The organism is Nonomuraea sp. NPDC049725, assembly GCF_040674795.1.
GTDB classification, from domain to species: Bacteria; Actinomycetota; Actinomycetes; order Streptosporangiales; family Streptosporangiaceae; genus Nonomuraea; species Nonomuraea ceibae.
Window position 1 is genome coordinate 64,486 of record NZ_JBFANJ010000011.1, and the last position, 14,355, is coordinate 78,840.

At 72.4% G+C, this 14,355-nt stretch carries 11 protein-coding genes; 7 read left to right on the top strand and 4 right to left on the bottom strand.

What is annotated here, in order from left to right; genetic code table 11:
- Positions 1-3: 3 nt before the first annotated feature.
- Both AB0J53_RS27550 and AB0J53_RS27555 read left to right on the top strand, forming a co-directional pair.
- Positions 4-1,098, top strand: a complete 1,095-nt coding sequence (locus tag AB0J53_RS27550) for a hypothetical protein (RefSeq protein WP_364177462.1) — start codon at positions 4-6, stop codon at positions 1,096-1,098.
- Between the two features lie 26 nt (positions 1,099-1,124).
- Positions 1,125-2,297 (top strand): hypothetical protein, encoded by a 1,173-nt coding sequence (locus AB0J53_RS27555; RefSeq protein WP_364177465.1) that lies wholly within the window; start codon positions 1,125-1,127, stop codon positions 2,295-2,297.
- A 5-nt stretch (positions 2,298-2,302) separates the two neighbouring features.
- Here AB0J53_RS27555 and AB0J53_RS27560 read toward each other — a convergent pair whose 3' ends face one another.
- Entirely contained in the window at positions 2,303-2,797 is a 495-nt protein-coding gene (locus AB0J53_RS27560) for a hypothetical protein (RefSeq protein ID WP_357589369.1), read from the bottom strand.
- 239 nt (positions 2,798-3,036) lie between these two features.
- Between AB0J53_RS27560 and AB0J53_RS27565 the strand changes: the two genes are divergently transcribed.
- The gene (locus tag AB0J53_RS27565) at positions 3,037-3,627 is read left to right on the top strand and encodes an XRE family transcriptional regulator (RefSeq protein WP_364177469.1); all 591 of its coding nucleotides are present in this window, start codon (positions 3,037-3,039) and stop codon (positions 3,625-3,627) included.
- A 10-nt stretch (positions 3,628-3,637) separates the two neighbouring features.
- A complete protein-coding gene (locus AB0J53_RS27570) occupies positions 3,638-4,633 on the top strand; it encodes a hypothetical protein (RefSeq protein ID WP_364177472.1) in 996 nt (331 codons plus the stop codon).
- Here AB0J53_RS27570 and AB0J53_RS27575 read toward each other — a convergent pair.
- Both AB0J53_RS27575 and AB0J53_RS27580 read right to left on the bottom strand, forming a co-directional pair.
- Entirely contained in the window at positions 4,588-5,265 is a 678-nt protein-coding gene (locus AB0J53_RS27575; protein ID WP_219509055.1) for a DUF6198 family protein, read from the bottom strand. The two genes, AB0J53_RS27570 and AB0J53_RS27575, sit on opposite strands and share 46 nt — an antisense overlap.
- 70 nt (positions 5,266-5,335) lie before the next feature.
- Complete coding sequence (locus tag AB0J53_RS27580) at positions 5,336-7,075, bottom strand: adenine deaminase C-terminal domain-containing protein (RefSeq protein WP_364177475.1); 1,740 nt, start codon at positions 7,073-7,075, stop codon at positions 5,336-5,338.
- A gap of 128 nt (positions 7,076-7,203) precedes the next feature.
- Between AB0J53_RS27580 and AB0J53_RS27585 the strand changes: the two genes are divergently transcribed.
- The 3 genes from AB0J53_RS27585 to AB0J53_RS27595 all read left to right on the top strand — a co-directional run bounded on the left by AB0J53_RS27585 (position 7,204) and on the right by AB0J53_RS27595 (position 10,310).
- On the top strand, positions 7,204-8,115 hold the full coding sequence (locus AB0J53_RS27585) for a LysR family transcriptional regulator (protein WP_219509059.1): 912 nt from the start codon (positions 7,204-7,206) through the stop codon (positions 8,113-8,115).
- A 211-nt stretch (positions 8,116-8,326) separates the two neighbouring features.
- Positions 8,327-9,625 (top strand): MFS transporter, encoded by a 1,299-nt coding sequence (locus AB0J53_RS27590; RefSeq protein WP_219509061.1) that lies wholly within the window; start codon positions 8,327-8,329, stop codon positions 9,623-9,625.
- A gap of 55 nt (positions 9,626-9,680) precedes the next feature.
- Positions 9,681-10,310, top strand: a complete 630-nt coding sequence (locus AB0J53_RS27595) for a LysE family translocator (RefSeq protein WP_219509063.1) — start codon at positions 9,681-9,683, stop codon at positions 10,308-10,310.
- On the opposite strand, the gene AB0J53_RS27600 is transcribed toward AB0J53_RS27595, so the two are convergent.
- Positions 10,307-14,185, bottom strand: a complete 3,879-nt coding sequence (locus AB0J53_RS27600; protein ID WP_364177480.1) for a helix-turn-helix domain-containing protein — start codon at positions 14,183-14,185, stop codon at positions 10,307-10,309. The genes AB0J53_RS27595 and AB0J53_RS27600 overlap by 4 nt on opposite strands.
- Positions 14,186-14,355: the final 170 nt, after the last annotated feature.

Sequence of the window (14,355 nt, forward strand, 5' to 3'; positions counted from 1 at the left end):
GCGATGCCGGAGAGACCGTCACCGGCGGGGCCGATCTTCGGGCCCGACACGGTCGTCGTCGAGGTCGACGGCCCCACCGGGGGTGTGCACGTGCGCCCCGACGCGGGAAATCCCGCGCTGCGGGCCGCCGGACTGCCCGCCCGGTACTACGTCCAGCCCGCCCGGATGGCGCTGGCGCGCCGCCAGGCGTCGCCCGACCTGGACTTCTCGGCGAGCGTCCTGGTCAAGGGGGCGCCCGGGACGCCGGAGTACGTCGGCGGCTCCTGCACGTTCGGCGTCGCGCTCGCGCTGCCGCCTTCCGCCCTGGAGATCGTCACCCGCAAGCTCGCCCACCACGACCACCCGGATCCCGCGCCACGGATCGCCGAGCTGTTCGAGCGCGGCGCCAAGGAGCCCGCCCCCTCGCTGACCCCCGTGCAGGTGACCCGGAGCGTGTTGTCGTGCGTGATCGAGGGTGAGCCCCCGCTGGTGATGACCGCCCAGCACGGGGCGACGGGCAGCGTCGAGGCGCAGGGACACAACACGTTCCTGGTGTCGTTCACCCCCGCCGCCGCCGAAGCCGTCGTGAGAAACCTGCGGGACGGCGCGGCGCCGCCCTTCACGATCCGCAACCGGCTGACCGAGCAGTTCACCACCGGACCGGCCGTCCTCACCGCGCGGGTCGACGTCGACGCCGACAAGCTGTACGACCTGCTCCGTGACGCCGCGGGGCCGGGCGGAGCGCTGCCCGAGGACGTCGCGCTCGACGCCGTCCACACCGCGGCCCTCGCCCGCGGCGCGGTCACCACCCGGGTCACCGACGCCGGGCACGGAAGCCTGGACGCCAGGACGACCCGCTGGCTCGGCGAGACCGACGAGATCAAGACGGCCGTGCTCGGGCTCGTCAGGCAGGAGCTCTTCGACCTCGGCGGCGGACCGGGCACCGCCACGCTGAAACGGGAGCACCCGCGTACGGGAACGGCGCTGAGCCAGGTCGTGACGCTGCACGGGCCCGTGTCCGCGGCGCGGACGGTGGAGGGCGACCTCCAGGAGCTGGCCTCCGCCGCCAGGACGGACCTCGGCAAGTACCTCGTCGTCGTCGACGCGGGCGCCTTCTGATCGGGACCTCAGGAAAGGAACGGCAGATGACTCAACTGCCCCAGGTACGCCGGACCGTCTTCGGCGGCGAGAAGATCGGCATGGGCTTCAACAGCGAGTCCGGATCGGCCCTCCCCTCCCCGTTCGAGGGTTTCACCCTGCAGGCGGGCGCCCCCGGCGGGGCGGGGCAGCAGGTCATCCCCACCGTCACCGTCGTCACCACGCACGAGGAGCTCCAGAACGCCCTGGGGATGTCCTTCACGGCCAACGGCCGATACGGATTCTTCAAGGAGTCGCCGAAGGGCATGTTCGCGCAGAGGACGCGGTACAACGCGCTGTCGTCCTTCCTCGTCGCCCGCGTGGTCGTGAAGAACCCGATCGAGCACGGGAAGGACTTCCGGCTCTCCAAGGAGGCGACCGACCTGCTGCACCCGACCCGCCTGCCGGAGTTCAGGCAGAAGTTCGGCGACAGCTTCGTCCGCGGGCTGCAGGGGGGCGGGGAGCTCTGCGCCGTCGTCCGCATCACCTCCATGTCCGTCGCGACGCAGGCGTCCCTCGCCGCGACTCTGCAGGCGGAACTGGACGGGCAGCAGGGCCCCGGATCGTTCGACGCGGCGTTCCTCCAGGCCAACACGGCCGGCGACACCAGCGCCGAGAGCGCGGCCGTGATGTTCCGGCACACCAGCCTGGGCCCGGAGACCTGGTCGCCGGAGTCCGTTGACGAGGTGATCCAGCACTTCAGGGAGTTCCCGGAGTTCGCCAGGAGCCGCCCCACGGCCTACGAGACCGAGGTGGCCACCTACGACACGGTGCCCCTGCCGATCCCCGTGCCCGACGAGTCGGCGGCCTTCGTCGCCGCCCTCGCCGACGCGCGCGCGAAGAAACTGCGTTATATCCAGCTCAAGAACGACCTGGAATTCGCCCGGGACAAACCCGCGTTCTACGACGCCGTCCCGGACGCGAACACGGTCACGGGGTCGATCAATCTTTATGACCAGTTGATAGACGCGGTCACGGAATACGCGGTCAAACTCACTACGAAAGAAATCGCCGTGCCGAATCCCTTCAATCCGGCGCTGCTGACGCCCCCTCTCGCGGAGCCGGCCCCGGTCACGCTCGCCAGGAAGACGTTCAGCAGCACCCCCGATTTCTCGCACGTGCGCCTGCACCGCATCATCCACGACCTGCAGCCGTTCAGGAGCGGGGAGCGCCCCATGTGATGGCGTCAGCCGTTCGGCCGCACCTCGTAGGTGACGTAGTAGTAGGAGGTCTCGGTCTCCGACTTGGCGAGCTTGGCGATCGACCCGGCGCCCGCCTCCGACTCGAGCACGGTGATCGAGCCCAGGAGGTCGTTGTCGGAGACGTCGTCGAAGTCCCAGAGCGAGATGTTCTGCGAGAACTCCACCGGCACGTCGACGCCAGGCGCCTGCGTCTGGTCCGCCTGCATGTCCACGGTGGTGTGGTCCGGCGGCCAGATGGAGTCGTCCAGGTCTCCTGACGTGGTGGTCGTGACGAAGAGGTTGTCCGGGTCGGAACGCGCGCTGTCGATGGCGTTCACCACGTTGGGCAGCCCTTTGACGAAGTCGGCCAGCGAGCCGCCGTCGAGCTCGCTGAGCAGCTTCACCGGCGCGAGCCCGGCCAGGCCCTCGACGACGCCGGCGTCCGTTCCCGTCGCATGACGCAGGCACCATATCTGCTGGATTGTTGCGGTCGCGGTCATGTTCTCCTCCTGGATTATCCGCCGCCTTGATTTCTGAAGTCAGTTATCCGGAACAAATGTCATGCGCGCTCAGTTACAAATCTATCGGGCGCCTCTGTCAGGGCAACCATGCGGGCGCAAAGCGGCACACAATATCCGGCGCGCCGCGAAAAGGCCTAATTTCTCGCCGTTTCCGGCCTCGGCAGGGGCCGAGCAGCTTCCTGAGGACGGCCTTGCACCGCAGGCATAAGCTGTTGCCCATGACGCAAGAGGACGAGGACCTCGACCACCTGGTGCGCACGCGCATCCGCGCGCTGCGGGTCGCGCAGGGCTGGTCCCTGGAGGAGCTGGCCACCCGCGCCCGGATGAGCCAGTCCTCGCTGAGCCGGATCGAGAACGGCCGCCGCCGCCTCGCGCTGGACCAGCTCGTCACCCTCGCCCGCGCCCTGGACACCTCCCTCGACCAGCTCGTCGAGACCGCCACCGACGACGTCGTCACCAGCCCGACGATCGACGCCGCCCACGGCCTGATGCGCTGGCCCGTCAAGGCCGACCCCGGCATGACCGTGATGCGCCGGCGCATCACCGAGCCGCCGCCCGCCAACCCGGCCCGCATGCGCGCCCACCCGGGCCGCGAATGGCTGGTCGTCCTGTCCGGCACGGCCGTCCTCATGCTGGGCCACCGCCGCCTGCGACTGGAGGCCAACCAGGCCGCCGAGTTTCCCACGATGACGCCGCACGCCATCGGCGCCGAAGGCGGACCGTGCGAGATCCTGGGCATCTTCGACCGTGACGCCCAGCGCGGCCACCACCGCGAGGGCGGCGACCGGCGGGACGACGTCCCCGCGTGAGGAGGAGCCGATGCTGACCGTTCGCGGCGTGTCGTACCTGGTGGACGACGCGCCACCCGGCGAGGTCGGGCGGGACCTGCGGGTGATCCGCGAGGAGCTGCACTGCACGGCGGTGATGCTGATCGGCACCGACGAGGAGCGCCTGATCCGCGCCGCCGGACAGGCGCTGGACGCCGGTCTGGAGATCTGGGTCCGGCCGCATCTGCGTGACCGTCCCCGGCCCGAGGTGCTGGCGCACCTGGAACGGGTGGCCACGGCGGCCGAACGCCTGCGCGCCGCGCATCCCGATCGGGTGATCCTGCTGGTGGGCAGCGAGTTCTCCCACACCGCCCCGGGGATCGTGCCGCTGCCCTGGTCCTACCTGCGGCTGCTGGCGATCCTGCGGGCCCGCCGCCTGCTGCGCCGCCGCATCACCCGGAAGCTGGACGCCTTCCTGGACCGGGCGGCGCGGTGCGCGCGGCAGGTCTTCCACGGCCCGCTGAGCTACGCGGCCGCCGGCTGGGAGCAGGTCGACTGGTCCCGCTTCGACGTGGCCGGGGTCAGCCTCTACCGCTCGGGCGACGACCACGCGGGCTACGAGCGGCGCCTGCGGTCACTGGTGCGCGACCAGGACCGGCCGGTGGTCGTCACCGAGTTCGGCTGTGGCGCGTTCACCGGGGCCGACCTGCGCGGGGCGGCCTCGTTCCGCATCGTCCGCTGGTTCGCCGAGCAGCCCGAGATCCGGGGCGACCACCCACGCGACGAGCGCACGCAGGCGGCCTACCTCGGCGAGCTGATCGGCCTGTACGACGACGCCGGCGTGCACGGGTGCTTCGTGTTCACCTTCGCGATGCGGGGCTTCCCGCACCGCGACGACCCGAGGCTCGACCTGGACAAGGCCGGGTTCGGCATCGTGAAGGTGGCGGACGGCGACGACCCGGCCTGGACGCCCAAGGCGGCCTTCCACGAGGTGGCGCACCGCTACCGTTCCCTGTTACGGGAGAACCGGGCGAACAGGAAGAAGTAGAGCCGGATGTACTGCCCGACGAGGATGCCGTTGATGATGGTGCCCTCGCGGATGAAGTGCGGCGCCCCGAGGAAGATCAGCCCGATCGCCGCCGAGGTGACCAGCAGCGTGCAGTCGAAGGCCGTCTTGATGTTGCCCCACTTCCAGCCCGTCCGCTTGAAGATCGTGTTGACGAACATGTCGATCGGCATGAGCACCAGGTTGGCGCGGATCATCAGGAACAGGCCGAACGCGAGCGTGGCGTCCGCGAACACCAGGAGCGCGAACCGGCCGGCGTACGGCTCGACCACGATCCAGTCCGTCAGCATCAGGTTCAGGTCCAGGAACGAGGCCAGGGCCAGGGCCGGGATCAGCGACAGGAAGCTCCTGGCCTTGAAGTCCTTCGGCATGACCAGGTACGTCAGCCCGAGCATGACGAGTTCGAGCAGGAAGTTGAACGTGCCCTGGCTGATCGGCGGCAGCACCAGGGTCATCGTGCGGGTGAGGCTGCTCTGCGGCGAGATGCCGATGCCCGCCCTGATGGCCAGGCTGACGCCGAGCGTCAGCACGTAGATCCCGGCGGCGTAGGTGATCCAGCGCCGCACCAGGCTTCCGGTGTCAGCGACCCCGGCATCGTGTTCGTTCTGTAGCACAGTCTCTCCTCGGCTACGTGTCAGGTGACCGGCACCCGCTGACGCTCGGTCGGATACGGAAACGCTGTCGTCAGAGCATGAAGCCGAAGCGGTCCAGCGAGATGAACAGGGTCAGGAGCTTGTTGACGACCGGCTCGCCCTCGTTGCGGTGGCCCAGCTTCTCCAGGGCGGCGTCGATCGAGCGGGTCGCGTCCACCAGCTCGGGCAGGTCCATGTCGGCCATGACGCCGTAGATGTCCAGCGGCAGCGAGGCCCGCACCTGCCCGTCCTCGGTGACGACGCAGCCGCCGACGTAGGCGTCGAGCCGTTCGAGGCTGGCGCACATCTCGCCGCTGTCGGCGCCGACGACCACGAAGTACGGGAAGGGGGCCGGCCAGAACGTGGAGACGGCGCCGCGGTCGATCGAGACGCCCTTGAACAGGCCGTTGACGATGTGGCGCGTCCCGTCGGCGTAGCGCTGCACGACCGAGATCCGGTTCAGCCGGACGCCGTCCACCTCGGGGACGACCGCGCCGTCCCGGAACGGGACCCACACCTCCTGGGCGAACTTGAGGTGGCCGCGCCCGTAGACGTCGAAGAGCAGGACCTTGGCCCGCTCGCCGTCGGCGGAGACCTCGATCGGCGTGAGGTCGAGCTGGTCAGGGGTCAGGCCGGTGAGGCCGGGCCTGGGCTGCTTCACCATGCCGGAGTAGTCGAGGCCGGCCCGCTTGAGGAGCTTGCGGTCCTGGGCCACCAGCTCGCCGCCCTTGAACACGTACCTCGGGTTGATCTTCGACAGGCTGTCGGTCAGCACGATGTCGGCGAAGCGGCCGGGGGCCAGCGAGCCGAACTCGTGGTCCATCCCGAAGGAGCGGGCGGCGTACAGGGTGCCCATCTTGATCGCCTGGATCGGGGGGACGCCCATCTCGACGGCCAGGGAGATCACCCAGTCGATGTGGCCCTTGGTCAGGACGCGGTCCACGGAGATGTTGTCCGCGCAGAGCTGGAAGTTCTCGGCGGGCCAGCGGCGCCTGACGATGGCGCGCAGCATCGTCCTGATCACCTCGGGGCTGCCCACGCCGAACTTGATCTGCGTGTGGAACCCGTACCGGACGCTCTTGTCGATGTCCTCCTCGTTCCAGACGTCGTGGTTGTTGTGGGCGCCGATCGCGGGCAGGTAGTTGAGCAGCATGTCCGGCAGCGCCGTCACCCCCCAGTGGGCGTTGACGAAGCCGCCGTTGGCGCGGCCCAGCGCGGCCTTGCGGAAGTCGTCGTCGTTGCCCGTCATGTACGACAGGTGGGCCAGCTCGCCGAGGCCGATCACCGGGTCCATCCGCAGCATGGCGGCGGTGACGTCGACCGACGTCTTCTTGCCCGGCGCGAAGGCGTAGATCCGGTACGGCAGCTTCTCGTGGTCCTTGAACAGGGCCTGGGCGGCCTCGATCGCCTCGTCGCCGGCGGCGCTGGCGAAGTCCAGCGTCTCGGCGAAGATCGTCGTGGTGCCGCTGGGCACGATCGCCTCGCCGAACGCCGCCGGGTGGGCGAGCTGGGCGTCGAAGTGGAGGTGCGCGTCGATCAGGCCGGGGATCGCGTACAGGCCCTGGCCGTCGAAGACCTCCCGCACCCGCACGACCGACTCGTCCGGGTCGAGCGCGATGATGCGCTGGTCGTGGACGAGGATCGAGCCCTGGTGGACGGCCTCGCCGTGCACGTCCAGGACGTTGAGGTCGCGCAGCAGCAGATCCGCCTCCCGTTCGCCCCGCAGAATGTCGAAGATCATCCGGACGTGGTCGTAGTGGGCCGGCAGGTCGGCCGTCTTGTCCTGGGGCATGCGTTTCCTCACTTCATCGCCGCTCTTGTCGCGTTGAGGACATGAAAGGGCACGCCACCGTTGCTGACAAGCAGCCGTTTTCGCACGGACTGTACGCTTTTTGCGTACAGTCGGGACGAGGAGGCCCCATGCTCCATTCACGCCTGCTGCAGTACCTCGACGAGGTCGCGCGGCACGGCTCCATCCGGGCGGCCGCGGCGAGGCTCCACATCGCCCCGTCGGCGATCAACCGGCAGATCCTGGTCCTCGAACAGGAGCTCGGCGAGCCGCTGTTCGAGCGGCTGCCGCGTGGCATGCGGCTCACCCCCGCCGGCGAGGTCCTGCTGGCGCACGTGCGGCGGACCATGCAGGAGTACCGCGAGGCCGTGACCGAGATCCGCGACCTGCACGCGCTCCCGAGCGGCGACGTGGTGATCGCCACGATGACCGGTCTGGCCAGCGGCATCGTCTCCGCCGCGACCGTCAGCTTCTACGCCCGCCATCCCGCCGTGCGCATCTCGATCCGGGCGCTGTCCACCCACGACATCCTGCGCGCCATGGTGGACAGCGAGGCCGACCTCGCGCTCGGCTTCAACATCCCCGCCTCCCCGCAGCTGGAGACCTGCTGGCAGCTCGACACCCGGCTCGGCGCGGTCGTCGCGCCGCAGCACCCGCTGGCCCGCCGCGAGTCGATCCCGCTGGCCGACTGCGCGGCCTACCCGCTCGTCTTCGCGGACCGGTCGATGCTCATCCACGGCATCATCGCCGACACCTTCGCCGAGGCCGGGCTCAGGGTCGAGCCCGCCTTCCACACGAACTCGATCGAGACGATGAAACGGCTCGCCGCCTCGGGGGCGGCCGTCGCGTTCCTCAGCAGGTTCGACATCGCCGAGGAGCAGCACAACGGCAGCCTGGCCTACCGGCCGGTCCGGGACCGCGCCTTCAGCAACAACATCCTCTCCCTCGTCCGGCGCGGGAAGCACGGCCACGGCCCGGCGGCGCTGCTGTTCGCGGAGGAGATCGTGGCGACGCTGGAGTCGGTCGTCTCCTCGGCGGGCTGACCCGGCCGGGCACGACGCGCCGACGCGGGCCTGGGGGCTGACCGCCTGCCCGTTCGTCGGCTACGGTCGGGAAACGCATGCCGAGTGCCGCGCTGCGCAACCTCGCGCCGCCTCGTGCCGCCCGCCGTGGCCGTTCCCAGCCCGTTGGAACGTGCCACCAGACCCCCCAAGCAAGGAACGGAGCCCCGACGTGACGAGCGAGCCACGCCCCATGACACGAGAGGACCGCAAGGTCCTCGCCAGCACCCTGGCCGGCACCACCATCGAGTGGTACGACTTCTTCATCTACGCCCAGGCCGCCGGCCTGGTGTTCGGCCCGCTGTTCCTGGCCCCGGTGAACGAGCAGGCCCCCGGTCTGGCCACGCTCATCTCGCTGGCCACGATCGGCATCAGCTTCCTGTTCCGGCCGCTCGGCGCGATCATCGCGGGCCGGTACGGCGACCGGCTGGGCCGCAAGCGCATGCTCGTGCTGACGCTGCTCATCATGGGCGGCGCCACCACCCTCATCGGCCTGCTGCCCACCTACGCCGACATCGGCGTGGCCGCGCCCATCGCCCTCATCCTGCTCCGCATCCTCCAGGGCTTCTCCGCGGGCGGCGAGTGGGGCGGCGCCGCCCTGCTGTCGGTGGAGCACGCGCCGCGCGAGCGCCGCGGCTGGTGGGGCGCCTTCCCGCAGGTCGGCGTGCCGATCGGGCTCATACTCGCGACCGGCGTGCTGTGGGTCATGAGCACGGTGACGACGCCGGAGCAGTTCCAGGCGTGGGGCTGGCGGGTGCCGTTCCTGCTCTCCCTCACGCTGATCGTCATCGGCTACCTGGTCCGGCGGGCCGTCGAGGAGAGCCCCGTCTTCCAGGAGCTCCAGCAGCGCACCAGGACCTCCTCCGCCCCGCTGCGCGACCTGTTCCGCCACAACAGCAAGAACGTGGTCCTCACCGCGCTGATCTTCGTGGCGAACAACGCCGCCGGATACCTCCTCATCGCCTACTTCATCAGCTACGGCACCACCACGCTGGGCCTGTCCCGGCCGTCCGTCCTGCTCGCCACCGTCGCCGGTTCCGTGGGCTGGCTCGGCTTCACGCTGTACGCCGGGGCGCTGTCCGACCGGATCGGCCGCGTGCGCACCTTCCAGATCGGGTACGCGCTCGTCTTCGTCTGGATGATCCCCCTCTTCCTGCTCATGGAGACCCGCAACATCTGGCTCTTCGCCACCGCGATCCTCGTCCTGACCCTCGGCCTCGGCCTGTCGTACGGGCCCATGTCGGCCATGTACGCCGAGATGTTCCCCGTCTCGGTCCGCTACTCCGGCGTCGCGATCGGCTACGCGCTCGGCGCGATCCTCGGCGGGGCCTTCGCGCCCACCATCGCCCAGGCCCTGGTGCAGAGCACGGGCACCACGATGTCCGTCGGCGCGTACATCATGGCGCTCTGCGTCGTCTCCCTCGTCGCCGTCACGGCGGTCAAGGAACCGAAGGGCGCCGACCTGGGCCTGACCCGGCCGTCGGCGCCCTGACGCACGGCGGCGACCGCGCTCGATCGGGACGGCGGCGAGTGGCAAGATGATCGGAATGCCGATCGATTCGCACCTGCTCGCCGTGTTCACGGTGACCACCGTCGTCGCTCTGATCACCCCGGGTCCCGACATGCTGTTCGTGCTGGGCTGCGGCGTGCGGGGCGGCGCCCGCGCCGGGCTGCTCGCCACGCTCGGCGTGATCACGGGTGACGCCCTGTACGTCGTCGCCGCGGCGGCCGGGCTCTCCGTGCTGCTGACGGCGTTCCCCGTCGTGTTCACCGTGCTGCGGCTGGCCGGGGCCGCGTACCTGATCTACCTCGGCGTCCAGATGTTCCGCAACCTCAGGAAGGGCTACGCCGACGACGCGCCCGGCGCCGGGATGACCGGCCGGAGCGCCTTCCTGAACGGCGTGGTGTCGTCGGCGGCCAACCCGCAGACGTTCACGTTCATGGTGGCCTTCCTGCCGCAGTTCATCGACCCGGGGGCGGGGCCGGTCTGGCTCCAGTTCGCGATCCTCGGCGCGATCCTGATCATCCTGGAGTTCCTGGCCGACGCGACCGTCGGCGTGCTGGCCGGGCGGATCGGCGGCTGGCTGCGCGCCCGGCAGGCGGTGCGCCGCCGCCTCGACGCGGCGACCGGCACCCTGTTCATCGGCCTGGGCGTCACCCTCGCGGCCCAGCGCTAGCCGCACGGCGGCCGGTGGGGCACGCCGGGGATGTGCCGCTCCCACTGCGCCCGGGTGATCGCCGGGTGCGCGCGCTCGCACACCCGGGCGGCCACCCGCCCGGCGTCGGTGTCCCACAGCCGCGCCGCGGCGTCGGCGCCGCCCGAGGCGAGCAGGCCGTCCGGGCCGTACGCCACCGTGTAGATCCGGTCGGTGTGTCCGCTCAGCACGGCCGGGACGCCGGGGCGGCGCGGGTCGTCGAGCCGCCACAGCCGCACCGTGCCGTCGAAGCTCGCCGTGGCGAGCGTCCGGCCGGCCGGGGCGAACGCGACGTCCGCGACGGCGTTGGAGTGCCCGGTCAGCGTGGCGAGCGGCTTCGGCCGGCGCGGGTCGGCGACGTCCCACAGCCGGGCCGTGCCGTCGAAGCCGGCGGACGCCAGCAGGTTCCGGCCGCCGAACGTCACGTCGTTGACGGCGTTGGCGTGACCGCCGAGCGTGGCCAGGGCCGCAGGCCGGCGCGGGTCGGCGACGTCCCACAGGCGCACGGTGCGGTCGGCCCCGGCGGTGGCCAGCGTCGTCCCGCCCGGGCCGAACGCCACCGAGTAGACCGTGTCCGCGTGAGCGGTCAGTGTGCCGAGCGCGGCAGGCCGGCGCGGGTCCGCGATGTCCCACAGGCGGACGGTGCGGTCGGCCCCGGCGGTGGCCAGCGTCGTGCCGCCCGGGGCGAACGCGACGGAGTAGACGTTGTCCGTATGGCCGCCCACCGTGGCCAGGTGGACGGGCCGGCGCGGGCCGGACACGTCCCACAGCCGCACGGTCCTGTCGAGGCTCGCCGTGGCGAGGGTCCGCCCGCCGGGCCCGAACGCCAGCCCGACGACGCCGTCCGCGTGCCCCGGCAGCGTGGCCACCCGGACGGGCCCGCCGGTGTCCCACAGCCGCACCGTCCGATGGCTCGCCGCGGCCAGCAGGCCGTCAGAGCCGAACGCCACCGCGTACACCGTCCCGCTGTTGCCCCCGAGCGCCGGGCCGGGGACGTCCCAGAGCCGGGCCGTGGCGTCCCTTCCGGCGGAGGCCAGCGTCCGGCCGTCCGGGCTGAAGGCCACCGCGAAGACCGTGTCGGCGTGCCCGCGCAGCGTGATCGGGTCACCGGCGTCGCGCGCGTCCGCGACGTCCCACAGCCGGACGGCGAAGTCGTAGCCGCCGGTGGCCAGCGTGCGCCCGGCCGGGCTGAACGCCGCCGCGGCGATCCCGCCGCCCTCCTCGGTCAGCGTGGCGAGCGGCTTCGGGCGGCGCGCATCGGCGACGTCCCACAGGCGCAGCGTGTCGTCGAAGCTGCCGGTGGCCAGCGTGCGGCCGTCCGGGCTGAACGCCGCCGTCAGGACGGGCCCGGTGTGGCCGCGGAGCGTGCCGAGCGGGGCGGGACGGCGCGGGTCGCCGAGGTCCCACAGGCGTATCGGACCGTCCGACCCGGCGGTGGCCAGCGTGCGCCCGCCGGGAGCGAGCGCCACGGCGGGTGAGGCCTCCTGTTCGCCGTCCAGCGCGGTCAGGAGCTCCGGGGCGCCCGGATCGGTCACGTCCCACAGCCGCACCAGCCGGTCGTGGCCGGCGGTGACGAGCGTGCGCCCGCCGGAGCCGAACACCACCCGCCGGACGTCGCCGGTGTGCCCGGCCAGCGTGGCCACCTGCCGCGGACGCCCGGGGACGCTGACGTCCCACAGGCGGGCGAGATCGTCCTCCCCGCCGGTCGCCAGCACCCGCCCGTCCGGGCTGAACGCCGCCGACAGCACCCCCTCGGCACGGGAGCCGGCCGTGGCCAGGAGCGCGGGGCGGTGCGGGGCGGACAGGTCCCACAGGCGCAGCGTACGGTCGGTGCTCCCGGTGGCGAGCAGCCGCCCGTCCGGGCTGAACGCCGTGGCGTAGACCGCGTTCGTGTGGCCGGCCAGCCGGGTCGCGTACGGGCCGGCCAGCGCGCTGAGCAGGCTGCCGCGCGCCTCCGGGCCGGGGACGAGGCGGTAGGCGGCCAGGCTGAGCTGGGCGGCCAGCGCCGGATCGGTGGCCCGCAGCGCGCCGGTCTCGGCGCTCAGCTTCAGCGACAGCGCCTCGTCCCGCTGCTGGGTGGCCGTGCGCTGCGCTTGGAAGGCGAGGCCGGAGGCGCCGAGCGCGAGGACGAGCAGGACGGCCAGCGCCACGATCACCTGGCGCATGCGCCGGGCGCGGCGGCGCGCGTGCCGGGTGCTGGCGTCGAGGAAGGCCCGCACCTGCGGCGGCAGGCCCCGCCCGGCGGCCCACTCCTGGGCCGCCAGCAGGCGCGCCCCGCGATAGAGGGCGTCGGGGTCGCGCCGGTCGCGCTGCCATGCGGCGGCGGTGGCGGCCAGCTCGCGCCCGGCGACCAGCCCCGCCCGGTCGGTGCCGAGCCATTCCCGCAGCGACGGCCAGGCCGTGAGCAGGGCCTCGTGGCTGATCTCGACGCTGTCGGCGCTCGCGGTGACGAGCCGCTGGGCGATGAAGCGGTCGAGCACGTCCTCCGCCTCGTCCGGCCGGTCACCGCCGTGCCTGGCCAGCAGCTCGGCGGTGGCGACCCGGCGCCGGGTGTCGGCGGTGTCGGGGGCGACGTGCACCAGGTCGAGGAGCAGGCGGCGCGCCGTCTCGCGCCCCGACGGCGACAGCGCGCCGTAGACCTGGTCCGCGCTGGCCGCCACGGCGCCGTCGAGGCCGCCGACCTCGTGGTATCCGGCGACCGTGAGCTTCCTGCCGTTCCCCTGCCGCCAGGCGGCGTGCAGCACGTGGGAGAGCAGCGGGAGGACCCCGGCGTCGTGCGCCGCCCGGTCCGCGCCCCTCGGGGCGACCTCCCGGACCAGGAGCTCGACGAGCCCGTCCTCGACGTCGATCCCGGCCAGGCGGGCCGGCTCGGTGATCGCCTCACGCAGCTCCGCCTCCGTCATGGGGCCGACGGCCAGCTGACCGTCCTGCACCGCGGCGACCAGCTCGGGGAAGCGCAGCAGCGGGGCGTAGAAGTCGGCCCGCAGCCCGAGCACCACCAGCGCGCCACCCGAGGCGGCCGCGCACAGCGCGGCGACGAACAGCCGCCGCTCCTCCTCGTCGGCGCAGAGCGTGAACACCTCCTCGAACTGGTCGACCACCAGGACGAGCGGCCCGCCGTACGCGGCGCAGCTCCCGGGGTCCGCCCGGATCGCCGCCGCGACCTCGCCCCCAGATGTCCTGGTGACCGCCGCCAGCCGCGCGGCCAGCTCGTCGACCGGACGGGCGCCGGGCACGCACAGCACCACCGGCCAGTCCCCGGAGCCGGGCAGCTCGCCCGCGCGCAGCGCCGCGATCAGGCCCGCGCGCAGCAGCGACGACTTGCCCGACCCGGACGGCCCCACGACGACCTGCACGCCGCCGCCCCGCTCCCGCAGCCGGCCCACGCGGGCGACCAGCCGGCGGGTCAGCTCGCGGCGGCCGAAGAACCACCGGGCGTCCTCGACCCCGAAGGACGCCAGCCCCCGGTACGGTTCCGGCCCGGCGGGGCGGCGGCCCGGCGAACGCCGCGTCCTGCGCCAGGCGCCCAGCCACTCCTCCAGCGTCCGCGCGTCGGTGACCCCGCACGCCTGCAGCACCCGCGTGAGCAGGTCCCGCGACGCCGCCGACGGCAGTCCCCGGCCGGCGAACCAGTCGCCGACGGTGCTGTGCGCGCCGTGCCCGCCCGCCTTCGCCGCGACCTGCCGGACCGTCAGGCCCGCCTGCTCGCGGAGCAGGGAGAGCTCGCGCGCGAAGTCCCGCCGGTCGCGCACCCGCCCGGGATCGGGCGCGTCGGCTCCGGGCGTGTCGGCTCCGGATGCGTCAGGTTCGGGTGTGTCGGCTTCGCGGGCGGCGTCGGGGCCTTCTCGGGTCGGCACACCAGTACGTCGCCGCGAGGTGGCGGAGGGTTACAGGCCCGGTGTCCGATACGTCGTGTACGGCCTTGTACGGACAATTCCGCACTGCTTCCCAACCGCCCAGGACTCCGTGATCGTCGACTCGGCGGCGTCCGCCGAGGCGCCCCCGTGCGCGGACGCGCCTCCACCTC

What these genes read in the sequence shown, in the direction of transcription:
- AB0J53_RS27550 (WP_364177462.1), top strand. Translation starts at nt 4, where the DNA reads ATGCCGGAGAGACCGTCACCGGCGGGGCCGATCTTCGGGCCCGACACG.
- AB0J53_RS27555 (WP_364177465.1), top strand. Translation starts at nt 1,125, where the DNA reads ATGACTCAACTGCCCCAGGTACGCCGGACCGTCTTCGGCGGCGAGAAG.
- AB0J53_RS27560 (WP_357589369.1), bottom strand. Translation starts at nt 2,797, where the DNA reads ATGACCGCGACCGCAACAATCCAGCAGATATGGTGCCTGCGTCATGCG.
- AB0J53_RS27565 (WP_364177469.1), top strand. Translation starts at nt 3,037, where the DNA reads ATGACGCAAGAGGACGAGGACCTCGACCACCTGGTGCGCACGCGCATC.
- AB0J53_RS27570 (WP_364177472.1), top strand. Translation starts at nt 3,638, where the DNA reads ATGCTGACCGTTCGCGGCGTGTCGTACCTGGTGGACGACGCGCCACCC.
- AB0J53_RS27580 (WP_364177475.1), bottom strand. Translation starts at nt 7,075, where the DNA reads ATGCCCCAGGACAAGACGGCCGACCTGCCGGCCCACTACGACCACGTC.
- AB0J53_RS27585 (WP_219509059.1), top strand. Translation starts at nt 7,204, where the DNA reads ATGCTCCATTCACGCCTGCTGCAGTACCTCGACGAGGTCGCGCGGCAC.
- AB0J53_RS27590 (WP_219509061.1), top strand. Translation starts at nt 8,327, where the DNA reads ATGACACGAGAGGACCGCAAGGTCCTCGCCAGCACCCTGGCCGGCACC.
- AB0J53_RS27595 (WP_219509063.1), top strand. Translation starts at nt 9,681, where the DNA reads ATGCCGATCGATTCGCACCTGCTCGCCGTGTTCACGGTGACCACCGTC.